Source organism: Rahnella inusitata, assembly GCF_965118895.1.
Taxonomy (GTDB): Bacteria; Pseudomonadota; Gammaproteobacteria; order Enterobacterales; family Enterobacteriaceae; genus Rahnella; species Rahnella inusitata_A.
Genome location: NZ_CBCPJJ010000001.1, coordinates 331,016 through 347,197, shown reverse-complemented (window position 1 = coordinate 347,197; position 16,182 = coordinate 331,016). Strand labels below are relative to the sequence as shown.

At 52.9% G+C, this 16,182-nt stretch carries 11 protein-coding genes; 2 read left to right on the top strand and 9 right to left on the bottom strand.

The window, feature by feature from the left end:
• From ACMHLI_RS01525 to tkt, 6 genes are all read right to left on the bottom strand, one after another.
• Positions 1-1,180, bottom strand: a 1,180-nt coding sequence (locus ACMHLI_RS01525; protein WP_413527955.1) for a sugar-binding domain-containing protein, incomplete at its 3' end; no start/stop codon positions are given.
• Between the two features lie 137 nt (positions 1,181-1,317).
• Complete coding sequence (locus ACMHLI_RS01520) at positions 1,318-2,400, bottom strand: LacI family DNA-binding transcriptional regulator (protein WP_413527954.1); 1,083 nt, start codon at positions 2,398-2,400, stop codon at positions 1,318-1,320.
• 138 nt (positions 2,401-2,538) lie between these two features.
• Entirely contained in the window at positions 2,539-3,618 is a 1,080-nt protein-coding gene (gene fbaA, locus ACMHLI_RS01515; RefSeq protein ID WP_413527953.1) for a class II fructose-bisphosphate aldolase, read from the bottom strand.
• A 129-nt stretch (positions 3,619-3,747) separates the two neighbouring features.
• On the bottom strand, positions 3,748-4,911 hold the full coding sequence (gene pgk, locus ACMHLI_RS01510; RefSeq protein WP_056773202.1) for a phosphoglycerate kinase: 1,164 nt from the start codon (positions 4,909-4,911) through the stop codon (positions 3,748-3,750).
• Positions 4,912-4,985: 74 nt separating this feature from the next.
• Complete coding sequence (gene epd, locus ACMHLI_RS01505) at positions 4,986-6,002, bottom strand: erythrose-4-phosphate dehydrogenase (protein WP_413527952.1); 1,017 nt, start codon at positions 6,000-6,002, stop codon at positions 4,986-4,988.
• A gap of 499 nt (positions 6,003-6,501) precedes the next feature.
• A complete protein-coding gene (gene tkt, locus ACMHLI_RS01500) occupies positions 6,502-8,496 on the bottom strand; it encodes a transketolase (RefSeq protein ID WP_413527951.1) in 1,995 nt (664 codons plus the stop codon).
• A 248-nt stretch (positions 8,497-8,744) separates the two neighbouring features.
• Here tkt and ACMHLI_RS01495 point away from each other — a divergent pair, with 248 nt between their 5' ends.
• A complete protein-coding gene (locus ACMHLI_RS01495; protein ID WP_413527950.1) occupies positions 8,745-9,497 on the top strand; it encodes a M48 family metallopeptidase in 753 nt (250 codons plus the stop codon).
• 214 nt (positions 9,498-9,711) lie between these two features.
• Positions 9,712-10,467, top strand: coding sequence for a M48 family metallopeptidase (locus ACMHLI_RS01490; protein ID WP_413527949.1), 756 nt, complete (start codon positions 9,712-9,714; stop codon positions 10,465-10,467).
• A 66-nt stretch (positions 10,468-10,533) separates the two neighbouring features.
• Here the strand turns inward: ACMHLI_RS01490 and ACMHLI_RS01485 are convergent, their stop codons facing one another.
• From ACMHLI_RS01485 to speA, 3 genes are all read right to left on the bottom strand, one after another.
• Positions 10,534-12,006 (bottom strand): efflux transporter outer membrane subunit, encoded by a 1,473-nt coding sequence (locus ACMHLI_RS01485; protein WP_413527967.1) that lies wholly within the window; start codon positions 12,004-12,006, stop codon positions 10,534-10,536.
• A gap of 260 nt (positions 12,007-12,266) precedes the next feature.
• A complete protein-coding gene (gene speB, locus ACMHLI_RS01480; protein ID WP_112164330.1) occupies positions 12,267-13,190 on the bottom strand; it encodes an agmatinase in 924 nt (307 codons plus the stop codon).
• Positions 13,191-13,392: 202 nt separating this feature from the next.
• The gene (gene speA / locus ACMHLI_RS01475) at positions 13,393-15,375 is read right to left on the bottom strand and encodes a biosynthetic arginine decarboxylase (RefSeq protein WP_413527948.1); all 1,983 of its coding nucleotides are present in this window, start codon (positions 15,373-15,375) and stop codon (positions 13,393-13,395) included.
• Between the last annotated feature and the right edge of the window lie 807 nt (positions 15,376-16,182).

The following is a 16,182-nucleotide window of genomic DNA, read 5'->3' as shown; positions in this document are numbered from 1 at the left end:
CCGCATTGAAGTTGTGTTGTTTCATCAGCACGATGTCACGGCGCATGGTCTCTTCATCCATCACCTGACCATTTTCAGGATGATGTTCATGGCGGTTGGTTCCGCGGATCAGCACCGGCTGGCCGTTCACTTTCAGCAGGCCGTTGCTGATTTCCACCTGACGGAATCCGACGTCGCAGGCCTCAGCTTCGATCAATTCACCGGTCGGCGACATCAGGGAAATCACCGCGCGGTACAGCGCTGGCTGCTCCGCACTCCATAACGCTGGCTGGCTGACCGGCAGGCGCACGGTCGTTTTATCAAATGCATTGCCGCGTTCGTCGATGATTTCACTGCCGAGCGGCTGCGTATGTTCTGCGATGGCGTCATCGCCGCGCCACAGCTGGACGCGGACGTGATAATCCGCCGCCATTTCCTGCGGTACGGCGGCGCTGACCTGCACTTCCAGTTCGGCCTGCGTGAAATTGTGGAACAGATGCGTGCGCACCTGATAATCAGTGATCTGCTCCGCCGGTTTGTGCATCAGAACGACGTCACGGAAAATCCCGCTCATGCGCCACATATCCTGATCTTCCAGATAGCTGCCGTCGCTCCAGCGCAGCACCATCACCGCCAGACGGTTTTCGCCGCCGCGCAGCACACCGCTGAGGTCGAACTCCGCTGGCAAACGGCTATCCTGCGAATAACCGATCCACTGGCCGTTGCACCATAAATAGAACGCTGAATTGACACCGTGGAAAACGATGCGCGTCTGGCCGCTGCTCAGCCAGGTGTTATCAACATCAACTGTGAGCGAGTAACAACCTGTGGGATTTTCTTCTGGCACAAATGGCGGATTGACTGGGATCGGATACTGAACGTTGGTATAAATCGGCGCATCGTATCCTGCCAGTTGCCAGTTTGACGGCACCTGAACACGGTCAGTATCAGGCAAATCCTGTAGCAGCCACTGTTCCGGTACGGCTTCGGGACGGGGGAAATAGCTAAACCCCCACTCACCGTTCAGGGAGCGAAGACTGGAAGATGCGTCATTCTCTCTGGCTTCGGCACTATTACGCCAGCTGTTAAAAGGTGGATGCGCCGCGAGGCGGTTGAGCTGCGTCGATGCTGGTTTTTCCCAGTCACGACGGGCCAAAACCACGGCCAGCGATGACAGTTTTTCGTCCCCTGATGTACTCATCGTTAATCCTCTGCAAAATTGTTATGCGCTCACAATATGAATAAAGATGCGTAACGCGAGGCAGTAAGTAAAGCGAAGGGAAGCAGGAAAGGGACGCGGATCACAAATTCCGCGTCAGTACGTTCTGATTTTGAGAATTACAGCGCGCTGAGCTGTCGTGCGATGCGGATCAGTTCCTGGGACAATGCCTCCTGTGAAACAGGCTTTTCACCGGGCGCCGCCGTGGTGTGGCGCTCTACCAGAGAGGTCGGCAGTAACAGCGATGAGCGGCGACGATCGCCGTGGGTGTGCAGGTGATCAACCAAACGATTAACACTTTCATGCCCGAGCAGGCGGAAATCTTGTTTGATGGTGGTCAGCGGCGGGAAGAAAAATGCGCTGTCTTCCGTATCATCATACCCGATGACCGAGATTTGCTCCGGCACGCGCAGGCCATACTCATGTACCGCACGCAACACGCCGAGCGCCATCTGATCGTTGGCTACCAGAATCGCGCCAGGTCGCGCAGGTTGGTTCAATAATAACAATGCCTGCTGGTAGCCGGATGCCGCGCTCCAGTCGCCGTGCTGCACCGCACAGGGCGTCACATCGTGCTTTGCCAGTGTCTCCAGCCAGCCTTCATAGCGCAGACGTGCAGAAATGGATTCAAGCGGACCGGTCAGTAACGCAATTTGCTGATGCCCGAGTGTCAGCAGATGTTCCACGCCCTGTTCTGCCCCGCAGTGCGGATCGAACAAAATTTTGAACACGTCAGCCTGCGGATCGACATCCAGAAACAGCGCCGGTAAGTTGCCGCACATCTGCGCTATTGCATCCGCACTGTCGTTGGACAGCGGCACGTTGATCAGCACGCCATCGACGCGTTGTGACATCAGCTCGCTCACCGCCGTGCGGCAGGCAGACAGGCTCAGGTTGTCCGTCATAGAAATCACCACGTTAAAGCCTAACTGATTGGCGCGGGTTTTCACCGCCGAGGCAATTTGCGACGGTGCGTGAAGCGCCAGTTCGGTGGTCGCCAGCCCCAGCGTGTAGCTTTGTTTACCCGCCAGCTGCTGCGCCACGCGGTTCGGCACGTAGTTCAGCTCAGCCATCGCCTTCTCGACTTTGTCTCGCGTCTTGGTCGAGACGTGCGCCGCCTGATTAAGCACGCGGGAAACGGTCTGATAAGAAACACCGGCGTGGCGCGCAACATCATCGAGGGTGACAGATTTTGGCTTCATGGCTCTCTCTTCGGGGGATTCATGCGGGAACGCGCAGGACGGGCTATTGTGGCCGGAAAGCAGACATTAAAAAAGGGGCCGAAGCCCCTTTGGTTATGATCCTCACATTCCGGTGGTCAAGCACCAGAAGGATAAGAATTACAGTACGTCGATCGCGTTCAGTTCTTTGAATGCCAGTTCCAGGCGAGTCACCATGGAAGACTGTGCAGAACGCAGCCATACGCGTGGGTCATAGAATTTCTTGTTAGGTTTGTCCGCGCCTTCCGGGTTACCCAACTGACCTTGCAGGTAAGCTTCGTTTTTCTTGTAGAACTGCAGGATACCGTCCCAGTTTGCCCATTGGGTGTCGGTATCGATGTTCATTTTGATAACACCGTAGCCTACAGATTCTTTGATTTCTGCTGCAGTAGAACCAGAACCGCCGTGGAACACGAAGTTCAGGCTGTTGTGTGGCAGGTTGTGTTTCTTGCAAACGTATTCCTGAGAATCGCGCAGAATCGTTGGAGTCAGTTTAACGTTACCTGGTTTGTACACGCCGTGTACGTTACCGAATGACGCAGCGATAGTGAAACGCGGGCTGATAGCGTTCAGTTTTTCGTAAGCGTAATCAACGTCTTGCGGCTGAGTGTACAGTGCAGAAGCATCCATATGGCTGTTGTCTACGCCATCTTCTTCACCACCAGTACAACCCAGTTCGATTTCCAGAGTCATATCGAGTTTTGCCATGCGAGCTAAGTACTTGCTGCAAATTTCGATGTTTTCTTCCAGAGATTCTTCAGACAGGTCGATCATGTGTGAAGAGAACAGTGGCTTACCGGTTTTGGCGAAGTGAGCTTCACCCGCGTCCAGCAGACCGTCGATCCATGGCAGCAGTTTCTTAGCACAGTGGTCGGTGTGCAGAATAACCGGCACGCCGTAATGTTCTGCCATCTGATGCACGTGGTGTGCGCCAGAGATTGCACCCAGGATTGCAGCGCCTTGCGGCACGTCAGTTTTCAGGCCTTTGCCTGCGATGAACGCAGCGCCGCCGTTAGAGAACTGAACGATAACCGGGGAACGAACTTTCGCAGCAGCTTCGAGAACGGCGTTGATAGAGTCGGTGCCTACGCAGTTAACCGCTGGCAGAGCAAATTTGTTTTCTTTAGCAACAGCGAAAACTTTCTGTACATCATCACCAGTGATAACGCCTGGTTTTACGAAATCAAAAATTTTAGACATAGTTCTTTGTCCTGTATTCGTCGGCCGTAGATGGATTGAATCGGTTTGCTATGTCGCGCGAGTTCCACTGTGCAGCCCCTCGCGCGGCAAAGAAGAACAGGAAACCCTATGTTTCCTGTTCAGGGTTCATTACTTCTTAGCACGCTCTTCCAGCATCACAACCGCTGGCAGTGCTTTCCCTTCAACGAACTCGAGGAATGCGCCACCGCCAGTGGAGATATAGGAAATTTTGTCAGCGATACCGAACAGATCGATAGCCGCTAAAGTGTCGCCGCCGCCTGCGATAGAGAAACCTTCGCTGTCAGCAATGGCCTGCGCCACAATTTCGGTTCCTCTGCGGAAGTTAGGGAACTCGAACACGCCTACCGGGCCATTCCACAGAATGGTTTTGGCGTTTTTGATGATCTCAGCCAGACGGTAAGCAGACTCATCGCCCATGTCGAGAATTTGTTCGTCATCTTTGATGTCTTTAACAGACTTCACGGTAGCGACGGCTGTTTCAGAGAACTCAGTGGCCACACGAACGTCTGTAGGGACAGGAATATCGCAGGTTTCCAGCAGTTTGCTTGCTGTATCAACCAGATCCGCTTCGTACAGGGATTTACCAACGTTGTTACCTTGTGCAGCAACAAAGGTATTCGCAATACCACCGCCAACGATCAGCTGGTCAGCGATTTTGGACAGGGAATCCAGAACGGTCAGTTTGGTAGACACTTTAGAACCACCAACGATCGCCACCATTGGGCGCGCCGGATTACCCAGAGCTTTGCCCAGTGCTTCCAGCTCAGCTGACAGCAGAGGACCCGCACACGCGATTGGGGCAAATTTGCCGACGCCGTGGGTAGAAGCTTGTGCGCGATGCGCTGTACCGAAGGCGTCCATCACATAGATGTCACACAGGGCAGCATATTTTTTGGACAGCGCTTCGTCGTCTTTCTTTTCGCCTTTGTTAAAGCGAACGTTTTCCAGAACAACCAGCTCGCCTTCTGCAACTTCAACGCCATCAAGGTAGTCTTTCGCCAGGCGAACTGGAGATTTCAGATGTTCTTTCAGGTAGTTAACAACCGGCAGCAGAGAAAACTCTTCGTTATATTCGCCTTCAGTCGGACGACCCAGATGTGAGGTAACCATCACGCGTGCACCTTGTTTCAGGGCAATTTCGATGGTAGGTAAAGAAGCGCGGATACGTGCATCTGACGTTACTTTGCCATCTTTAACCGGCACGTTGAGATCCGCACGGATCAATACGCGCTTACCTGCTAAATCCAGATCGCTCATCTTAATAACAGACATGGTGAATCCTCTCGTTGATTCTCTTTAAAGTTGCTTGAAGGCAGTTTCGGCCAGGAAGGGCCGCAACAACCGTACTAGAAACCGCTAGCGGACATTGCCAATGTTGTATCCAACATTCGGTTGGCAAAGCCCCACTCGTTATCGCACCAGACCAGTGTTTTTATCAGGTGCTTTCCACTTACCCGCGTCTGCGTTCCATCAACAATGGCGCTGTGGGGATCGTGGTTAAAATCTGTCGAGACTAATGGTAGTTCGGTATAGTCAACTATACCACGAAAAGCGCCCATTGCGGCTTTTTGCAGCAGCTGGTTCACCTCGTCAACCGTCACTGAACCCTCGACAAATACGCTCAAATCAATGGCTGTGACATTGATGGTCGGCACACGCACGGAGATCGCTTCAAAGCGATCGCAGAACTTCGGCATGATGCGCGTGATCCCCGCGGCAAGCTTGGTATCGACCGGGATAATGGACTGGCTGGCGGCGCGCGTACGGCGTAAATCGGCGTGGTAGGCGTCGATAACCGGCTGGTCATTCATCGAAGAGTGGATGGTCGTTACGGTGCCGGACTCAATGCCGTAGGCATCGTCGAGCAGCTTGATCACAGGGATAATACAATTGGTAGTGCAGGACGCATTGGACACAATGCGATGCTGGCGTTCGAGCAACTGGTGGTTTACACCGTACACCACGGTGGCGTCGAGGTCGTGACCGCCCGGATGCGCGAACAGAATTTTTTTGGCTCCGGCCTCAAGCTGAGTTTCGCCGTCTGCACGGCTACCGTAAACGCCGGTGCAATCGAGCACGACGTCTATACTTAGCTCGCCCCACGGCAGCTGGCTGGCATCAGGTTGATGGAATAATCGGATAGAGTCATCGCCGACGTAAAGGTTTTCACCTTCCTGGCGGACATCCCAGGCGAAGCGCCCGTGGCTGGAGTCGTATTTAAGCAGATGGGCCATGCCTTCAGGGCTGGCAATTTCATTGATAGCGATAACGGAGATTTCCGCCCGACGCCCGGATTCGTATAACGCGCGCAATACGCTACGGCCAATGCGACCAAAGCCATTAATTGCAATACGTATTGGCATACTTCTCCCTGTTACACGGTTGTTACTCAATATCAGTAACACCTATAGTAATGCAGCGTGCGTTTACGGTGAATAACCATCATCATCGGTTCGCACAATACGTGCCTCAGAAAAATGTCCTTTTCCTCCACGTTAACTACGTGGTGACGACGATAAGCTCAAATAGCCTGACTGAAACGGTTCAGCTGAGAATAAACGAAACTATGTCTAAAAGGAATAATTCCAGGAATTTCACCGTGCGAATCGCTTCGATCGCTTAAAAAAACACCATACAAATCCGCGCATTCACAGTGATTTTACTTTTTCATCACGTTTCAGACAGTGATTCCTCTCAAAAACCGAAAGATTAAAACAGTTTCAGAATTAAGCGAGTGTAACGAGGTTCACCTGTGAACGGTTTGACCTGTGTCATTTAGCAAGGAAACTGCAAGCCTGCTCAGGGTATCAGGATGTAAAAAAAGCACCCGAAGGTGCTTTTGAGATTCACTAAAGAATGGAATTACTTCAACAACGACTGTGCTTGCGCAACTACGTTATCAACAGTGAAACCGAACTCTTTGAACAGCAGGTCTGCCGGAGCTGACTCGCCGAAGCTGTGCATGCCGACGATAGCGCCGTTCAGGCCAACGTATTTGAACCAGTAGTCAGCGATACCCGCTTCCACCGCAACGCGCGCGGAAACCGCTTTCGGCAAGACGTATTCACGGTAAGCCGCGTCCTGTTTGTCGAAGGCATCGGTAGACGGCATGGATACAACGCGCACTTTGGTGCCCGCCGCGGCCAGTTTGTCTGCGGCTTCTACGGTGATACCGACTTCTGAACCGGTCGCGATCAGGATAACCTCAGGCGTGCCGTCGCAATCTTTCAGGATGTAACCACCGCGCGCCACGTTTGCCAGCTGCTCAGCGGTACGTGGTTGCTGGGTCAGGTTCTGACGGGAGAAGATCAGGGTAACCGGGCCGTCATTGCGTTCGATGGCGTATTTCCACGCAACCGCAGATTCAACCTGGTCAGCCGGACGCCATGTGCTCATGTTTGGCGTGACGCGCAGGCTGGCGATTTGCTCAACCGGCTGGTGCGTCGGGCCGTCTTCGCCCAGACCGATGGAGTCATGGGTGTAGACGAACACATTGCGGATCTTCATCAGAGCTGCCATACGCACGGCATTACGCGCATATTCGACGAACATCAGGAAGGTCGCAGAGTACGGCAGGAAACCGCCGTGCAGCGCGATACCGTTGGTGATCGCAGTCATACCGAATTCACGCACGCCGTAATGGATGTAGTTACCCGCCTGATCGTCACCGATAGACTTGGAACCAGACCACATAGTCAGGTTGCTTGGTGCCAGGTCAGCAGACCCGCCCAGGAATTCTGGTAAGACTTTACCGAAAGCTTCCAGCGCATTCTGAGATGCTTTACGGCTGGCGATGTTGGCAGGATTTGCCTGCAGCTCTTCGATAAATTTCTGTGCGTCCGCTTCCCAGTTAGCTGGCAGCTCGCCGTTCACACGACGTTTGAACTCTTTTGCCAGTTCAGGATGTGCTTTGGCATAGGCGGCGAATTTCTCGTCCCATGCAGCTTCTTTGGCTTTCCCGACTTCTTTCGCATCCCACTGTGCGTAGATATCTTGTGGAATTTCAAACGCAGCATATTTCCAGCCGAGCGCTTCACGGGTCGCGGCAACTTCAGCTGCGCCCAGTGCGGCACCGTGTACATCGTGCGTACCGGCTTTGTTCGGCGAACCGAAACCGATCACGGTTTTGCACATCAGCAGGGAAGGTTTGTCGGTGACGCTGTGTGCTTCTTCGATAGCGGCTTTGATCGAGTCTGGGTTGTGACCGTCAACGCCACGGACGACATGCCAGCCGTACGCTTCGAAACGTTTAGCGGTGTCATCGGTGAACCAGCCTTCAACGTGGCCATCGATGGAAATACCGTTGTCATCATAAAATGCGGTCAGTTTGCCGAGTTTCATCGTACCGGCCAGTGAACACACTTCATGAGAAATGCCTTCCATCATGCAACCATCACCCAGGAATGCGTAGGTCTGGTGGTTAACGATGTCGTGGCCTGGTTTGTTGAACTGCGCAGCCAGCGTGCGTTCTGCAATAGCAAAACCGACGGCGTTGGCGATGCCCTGACCCAGCGGGCCGGTAGTGGTTTCAACGCCAGCGGTATAACCGTATTCCGGGTGGCCTGGGGTTTTGGAGTGCAGCTGGCGGAAGTTTGCCAGTTCGCTGATCGGCAGATCATAGCCTGTGAGGTGCAGCAGGCTGTAAATCAGCATGGAACCATGACCATTGGACAGCACGAAGCGGTCGCGGTCAGCCCAGTTTGGGTTAGTCGGGTTATGGTTCAGGTAGTCACGCCACAGGACTTCGGCAATGTCAGCCATGCCCATAGGGGCGCCAGGGTGGCCGGAATTCGCTTTCTGCACGGCATCCATACTAAGTGCGCGGATTGCGTTCGCAAGCTCTTTACGAGAGGACATGTTCTACTCCAGGTCGGATTAATAAAGCAGTCAAGGAAGTCATTTTCTCAGACTCGGCATTAAATCGGCAATCTCTAATCACTCACGTGATGAAGTTCACAGAATACGCTTTTAAATCAGTGCGTTTTTTCGGACTTACACTATAGATCGGGCACTGCGAAAATCCTACCTTAACGCTATTCTTACAATGAGAGCCTTTTTCAGGCTTCATTGACTGATTTTTTCACTTTTTCTGGGAACCTGAATTGATGAAATTTCATCCTGTAATGTTGAGCCTGCTGGCCACCACTCTGGTGAGCGGTTGTGCAACAGTGAATACCGATACTTTAATGCAATCCGGCGCGCAGGCTTATCAGGCGTATACCCTGAGCGACGCTGATGTGAAAACCCTCAGCGTTCAGTCGTGCGAAGAGATGGATAAAAAAGCGCAAATCGCACCAGACAGCAGCGAGTATGCACAGCGTCTGAAAAAAATCTCCGCCGCGCTGGGCGACAACATCAACGGCACACCAGCCAACTACAAGGTCTACGTGACCAAAGACGTCAATGCCTGGGCGATGGCTAACGGCTGTATCCGCGTCTACAGCGGTCTCATGGATATGATGAACGATAATGAAGTCGAAGGCGTACTTGGCCACGAAATGGGCCACGTCGCCCTCGGCCACACCCGCAAAGCCATGCAGGTGGCGTACAGCGCAACGGCAGCACGCTCAGCGATTTCCTCACTCGGCGGCGTCAGCGCCACGCTGTCACAGTCGCAGCTGGCGGATCTGGGCGAGAAATATGTTAACGCCCAGTTCTCCCAAAAGCAGGAATCCGAAGCCGACGATTACTCTTTTGATCTGCTGAAAAAACGCGGCATCGATCCGACCGGTCTGGCGACCAGCTTCGATAAATTAGCGAAACTGGATCAGGGTAGCAGCATCGGCTGGTTTGACGATCACCCGTCGTCAGAAGCGCGTGCCAAACATATTCGCGAGCGCATCGCCGCAGGGAAATAATAAATAAAGAGATGCGTCTCAGGGCGCATCTCTTATTATAACGACTTACCACTTTCTATTAATTCTTTAACTTCTGTTTAATGGAAATTAATTCGCACAAAATCTGAAATAACATCACCCGCCTTCTTTTTCTCGCTAACTCAGAATGATTAGTTATTCTTCCTGCGATATTTTTAGTTAACTTTCTGCATTCACTATCAAAGGAAGATGGATTATGGATTTTCGCGTAACAGCCATTGCGGTTGGCATAACGGTATTATTAAGCGGTTGTCAAAACGGTCTGAATACCAATGCATTACTGGATTCAGGCTCCCAGGCTTATAAAGCTGCCACGCTGACCGATCAGGATGTGAAAAACATGACTGACGGCGCCTGCAAAGAAATGGATGCCGGTTCCAGCATTGCATCAGCAAAAAGTAAATATACCAAACGCCTGAATAAGATTGCCAAAAACCTCGGTAATAACATTAACGGTACCCCGGCTAACTATAAAGTTTACCTGACCAGCGACGTCAATGCCTGGGCAATGGCCAACGGCTGTATCCGCGTTTACAGCGGTCTGATGGACATGATGAACGACGATGAAATCGAAGGCGTACTGGGCCACGAAATGGGGCATGTGGCGCTGGGCCATACCAAAAAAGCCATGCAGGTGGCTTATAGTGCGGCCGCAGCACATACCGCAGCCGGCGCGGCGGGTGGCGTCGTCGGCCAGCTTTCCAGCACTCAGCTGGCAGATCTGGGCGAAGATCTGATCAACGCGCAGTTCTCACAGAAGCAGGAATCTGACGCCGATGATTATTCTTACGATTTACTGAAAAAACGCAAACTGCCTACCAAAGGTCTGGTGACGGCGTTTGAGAAACTGGCAAAACTGAGCGGTGGCAGCGAGAAGAGTTTGTTCAGTTCACACCCGCCATCGCAGGAACGCGCCGATCATATGAAAGAACGGATGGCGCAAGATAAATAACGCCCCGCCCCACCAGATAAAGCGCAGTGTTCGCAGAGAACGCTGCGCTTTTCATTTCCAAACTGTTCAGCCATGATGGACGGTTTCCGTATTCTGAGCGCGATAACCACCGCCAACTGCACGGATCAGACGAATATCGGCGCTGATCCATTCCCCTTGCAACTGAATCTTTTTAGCCTGCTCCTGCAGAAGCGGTAATTTAGCTTTTGCCACCTGCGCGCCGCTGATTATTCCCACGCTGAAATGCTGTTGCGCGAGCGAGTAAATATGCTGGCTGCCGTCCAGTACGGTTTGCTGATGCGCATTTTCATCCGATAACGTCTGTACCTGGCTGGCGTTTTTCGCCACATCACTCACTGCCTCCACCACCGCTTTGTTATACGACGCAATACTGAGATTGCTGTTGGCGCGCACAATGCCCAGATTGGCATTCAGCCTGCCGCTGTCAAACACCGGCAACGTCAGTCCGGCAATCGCGCCCATCTGCTGCGCCGAACTGCGGAACAGATCACTCATGTGCAGTGCATCGTATTGAAGAAAGCCCATGAGATTAATACTCGGATAAAACGCCGCATGGGCCGCATCAACTGCACTCAGTGACGCCTCGATATACCAGTGTGCGGCCTGCAAATCCGGGCGGCGCGCCAGCAGTTCATAGCCCAATACCGACGGCAGGCTGTCTTTCATCTCAGGCAAAGTGACCGGCGTTAAATGCACCGCCGGCGCATTCATACCCAGCATCGCCTGCAATGAGGTTTGCAACAGGCGCAGCCGCCCTTTCGACACATCGATCTGTTCGTCGATTTTCGCCAGCCTGATAGACGTGCTGGTATCATCAATCGACGACGTGACGCCCTGTTCGTAAAGCTGACGATCAGTTTTGGCGATCAGCGTTTCCTGTTCCCGCAGATCCATCAGCGTTTGCTTGAGCGCCATGTAAGTCTGGATATCCCAGTAAAGCTCCACCACCGCAGAAGAGACCAGCAGACGTGCCTCGGCCAGTTCAGCCTGCTTTGCCTGATAAACACCAAGCGCTGACTGGATATGTGCGCGATTTTTCCCCCACAGATCCAGCTCATACCTGCCCTGCAGGCCAAATGTCCCGTTGGTGTACCACGGGCCGGTAGTGCCTGCCGCCGGATCGTCAAGCGCAAACGGCCCCATCACGCCTTCTGCCGACATTTTCTGCCGCTCGAGGTCAGCGCCGAAATCGACCTGCGGCCCGTCGCTCGCTTCGCTCATTTTGATGTGCGCCTTCGCCACTTCCACGCGCTGTTGCACCACGGCAATCGACGGGGAGTCCTTCAGCGCCTGCGCCACCAGCGCGTTAAGTTGCGGATTGTGATAGTCCGTCCACCAGTCAGAACCCGGCCATTTTTGCATCGCGGCCTTTGGAATTTGCGGCGTGCGCAGTTGCGCAATATCGGTTTCAGCGATTGCCGGTTTTTCATCATGCACCCACGCGCAGCCGCTGAGTGAAATAAAGAGAGGCAGAAAAATAAACGGAGGGATTATTTTATTTTTATAAAAATTATGAATTGATTTCAATTTTATTATTCACTCAACAAATACATCGTAAGCCGGTGCGAATTTAAACGGCGTGCAGAATAAAGGATGAGCGGGGTAATTTAATTATGAAACTGTGCGGATGACGGTTATATGCGGGAAAATGATTTTTACGCTTAGAGTTGAGTTAAAAACTAATTTTAATTTTATATAATCAATAAAAATACATTCACGATACAAATAATTAAGGCACCCGATGGGTGCCTTAAGAGAATGACGAAATGGACTGATTATCAGCCTTTTTTGGACGCCTGCACGTGCAGCATTTCCAGCGCCAGGGTCGCAGCGGCCAGCGCAGTGATTTCAGACTGGTCGTAAGCCGGAGCCACTTCCACGATATCCATACCCACGATATCCAGATCCAAGTCTTTCAGGCCGCGAACCAGTTTAAGCGCGCGGTCTGACGTCAGGCCACCGATGACCGGTGTGCCGGTGCCTGGTGCATGTGCCGGATCCAGACAGTCGATGTCAAAGCTCAGGTAAACCGGCAGATCACCGACGATTTGCTTCACCTGCGCCAGAATATCATCCACGGTGCGGTCGTTAACTTGCGCGGCATCCAGAACGGTGAAACCGAGATTTTTGTCGAACTCGGTGCGGATACCGATCTGCACAGAGTGATTCGGGTCGATCAGGCCTTCGTTCGGCGCATGGAAGAACATGGTGCCGTGGTCGAATTTGCTGCCGTTGGAATAAGTGTCGGTGTGCGCATCGAAATGCACCAGCGCCATTTTACCGAAATGTTTAGCGTGTGCGCGCAGCAGTGGCAGGGTTACAAAGTGGTCACCGCCGAAAGACAGCATACGCTTGCCGGACGACAGCACTTTATCAGCGTGCTGTTGCAGTTTATCCGTCAGATCCTGTGCATCACCGAAGTTAAACACCAGATCGCCACAGTCGATGACGTTCAGACGATCGCGCAGATCGAAATCCCACGGCCAGCGCTGACCTTCCCACGCCAGATTCACAGACACCTGACGGATAGCGGCAGGACCGAGACGTGCGCCTGAACGGCCGGAGGTCGCCATGTCGAAAGGAATACCGGTGATGACCCAGTCAGCTTCCGCAGTGTACGGCTGGAAGTTCAGCGGGAAACGCAGAAAACCAAATGCGTTGGAAACCAGGGAGTTATCAGGCTCATTACCTAAAGTGCTCACTAATTTACTCATAAAAATGTCCTCTTTTTGCATCGCCGTGCAGCCTGCTGCTGACACAGAGTGGTGAAGTATAGATGAAAAAAAATCCCCACCACGTCGTTTGCCCGACCTGAAAGGGATTTCTACAAATTCATATTGTACTGCTGTTGGCGCGAATTTTACCTTAATCCGGCTCAGCTTCAAGCCGGATTATTGTGCGCTTTTACTCGTCTTCTTCCAGATAAGTATAACCGTACAAACCGGATTCAAACTCTTCGACGAACTGCGCCTGAAGGTCGGCATCCAGATCGGTTTCTTTCACCTGATCGCGGAAACGGGCCAGCAGAACGTTCGGATCCAGCTGCACGTATTCCAGCATATCAGCGACGGTATCGCCTTCATCCGACTGCTGCACTTCAATGCTGCCGTCAGGGAAGACGAACACGTCCACTGCTGCGGTATCACCGAACAGGTTGTGCATGTTGCCGAGAATTTCCTGATACGCGCCGACCATAAAGAAGCCCAGCACTGGCGGATTTTCCGGATCATACGGGGGCATCGGCATGGTCGTCGCCACGCCGTCACCATCGATATAGTGATCGATAGTGCCGTCAGAGTCGCAGGTGATGTCCAGCAGTACCGCACGACCTACCGGCGGTTTATCCAGGCCTTCCAGCGGCAGAACCGGGAACAGCTGATCGATACCCCACGCGTCGGGCATTGACTGGAACAGCGAGAAGTTGACGTACAGTTTGTCCGCCATGCGTTCCTGCAATTCGTCGATGATTGGACGGTGTGCGCGGTTGCTCGGATCGAGCTGACCCTGAATCATGTTGCAGATGTTCAGGTAGATGTCTTCCGCCCAGGCGCGCTGCGTCAGATCCAAAATACCGTGTGCATATTGCGAATGAACGTCGTGCAGATCCATCTGGCTGTCATGCAACCATTCACGCAGCGAGCGGCGGTTTTCCGGATCGTGCATTTCGTTCCAGGTGTCCCACATGCTGCCGAGCGCACGCGGCGCGTCATCGGCTGGCTGAATCGGATCGCGGAACTCATTACGCTCAACGCCGATGATGTTAGACACCAGCACGGTATGGTGCGCGGTCACGGCACGGCCAGACTCGGTGATCACCGTCGGGTGCGGCAGGCCATGTTCGTTACAGGCATCGCCAATCCCCCAGATCACGTTGTTAGCGTATTCATTCAGACCGTAGTTCACCGAGCAGTCAGACTGCGAGCGGGTCCCTTCGTAATCCACACCCAGACCGCCGCCGACGTCGAAGCACTGAATGTTGACGCCCAGCTTGTGCAGCTCAACGTAGAAACGCGCGGATTCACGAACGCCGGTGGAGATATCACGAATATTGGAAAGCTGGGAGCCGAGGTGGAAGTGCAGCAATTGCAGACTTTCCAGACGCCCTGCTTCACGCAGCATTTCGACCAGTTGCAGAACCTGTGATGCTGCCAGACCAAACTTGGATTTCTCGCCGCCACTGGACTGCCATTTGCCGGAGCCCTGCGAAGACAGGCGCGCACGTACACCCAGACGCGGGATCACGTTCAGACGTTCAGCTTCTTCCAGCACCAGCTTAATCTCAGTCATCTTCTCGATAACCAGATACACCTTGTGACCGAGCTTCTCGCCGATCAGCGCCAGACGAATGTATTCACGGTCTTTATAGCCGTTACAGACAATCACCGAACGGGTCATGCCCGCATGGGCCAGAACCGCCATCAGTTCGGCTTTCGAACCGGCTTCCAGACCCAGCGGTTCGCCGGATTCGACCAGCGATTCGATCACGCGGCGATGCTGGTTCACCTTAATCGGGTACACCAGGAAGTAGTCACCCTCGTAGCCGAACGATTCGCGCGCACGTTTGAACGCGGCGTTAATCGAACGCAGACGGTGCTGCAAAATTTGTGGGAAGCAGAACAGCGCCGGCAGACGCTGACCGTCCTGCTCACGCATGTCTTTCACCAGTTGCGCCAGATCCACGCGTGCTGAAGGGACATCGGGATCCGGGCAAACACTGATGTGGCCCAGTTCATTGACGTCATAATAATTGTTACCCCAATAGGCAACGTTGTAAGTGCGCAGCATTTTACTGGCATCACGATCGTTCACGGCAACCTCCTGCATGGAGCGCAAAGAAACGGTATCGCCCGCATGTGACGGACGGTGGGACTGGATGTCATCAGACATAGGTAAATCCTCTTTCTACACTGACAACATGGCCAGCCACTATCGCAGTAACAACAGGTGAGAACAACCCGAACGAATGGCTTTCAGACAGGATAAAAACCTGTGCGCCAGGGTTGGCAAACTGTTTTTCACTCATGTGATTATAGAATTCATCATTAGACTCCGTGGAACGGGTCAGAAGAAACCATAGGAATAACGCCCCTAAGGTTGCAGGCTACGTCAGTTTTAACGGGGGAAGCGGCTGTTAACCGGCCCGATGTGGCTGAGTAGCGCTCAGATGTCGCAGACTGAACTGTCTATAGTCAGGCTGCATAAACGCGTCCATCCGACGGACAGGCTGTTTATAACATCGGATTGATGACAGAAATTTTTCAGAAAGGCGTGCGGCAGCGATAAACAATGTCTGCCGGGGATGCTGTTGAAATGTAACAAGCGGTAAAAAGTGGGTCATTAACCTAACCACCTCCACACGTGCCACGCATCACCCGCGGGCATTCGAGCTGAGAAAACAGTAATTACTGGGATACGCGGGCGTCGAGAAAGTGCCGGGCGCGCGGCGTTTATACCGGCAACACGCTGTAAATGCAAAATGAAAATGCAGCCTTGATGGTTTCAATGCGTGAATATCACTGCAAAGACGCACGAAAACGCCATGTTCATCACAAAAATGACTGGCTTTCGTAACACCTGCTATCCTAAAATAGCCGTCCAGATGTTAATCCGTCCGTAGCAAACTTGCGGATTAATGCTCAAACTGCTTCAAGGCTTTGCCTTATGGGGACATGCAGGACGCATTGCGACAATGGC

What these genes read in the sequence shown, in the direction of transcription:
- fbaA (WP_413527953.1), bottom strand. Translation starts at nt 3,618, where the DNA reads ATGTCTAAAATTTTTGATTTCGTAAAACCAGGCGTTATCACTGGTGAT.
- tkt (WP_413527951.1), bottom strand. Translation starts at nt 8,496, where the DNA reads ATGTCCTCTCGTAAAGAGCTTGCGAACGCAATCCGCGCACTTAGTATG.
- ACMHLI_RS01520 (WP_413527954.1), bottom strand. Translation starts at nt 2,400, where the DNA reads ATGAAGCCAAAATCTGTCACCCTCGATGATGTTGCGCGCCACGCCGGT.
- speA (WP_413527948.1), bottom strand. Translation starts at nt 15,375, where the DNA reads ATGTCTGATGACATCCAGTCCCACCGTCCGTCACATGCGGGCGATACC.
- ACMHLI_RS01495 (WP_413527950.1), top strand. Translation starts at nt 8,745, where the DNA reads ATGAAATTTCATCCTGTAATGTTGAGCCTGCTGGCCACCACTCTGGTG.
- pgk (WP_056773202.1), bottom strand. Translation starts at nt 4,911, where the DNA reads ATGTCTGTTATTAAGATGAGCGATCTGGATTTAGCAGGTAAGCGCGTA.
- epd (WP_413527952.1), bottom strand. Translation starts at nt 6,002, where the DNA reads ATGCCAATACGTATTGCAATTAATGGCTTTGGTCGCATTGGCCGTAGC.
- ACMHLI_RS01490 (WP_413527949.1), top strand. Translation starts at nt 9,712, where the DNA reads ATGGATTTTCGCGTAACAGCCATTGCGGTTGGCATAACGGTATTATTA.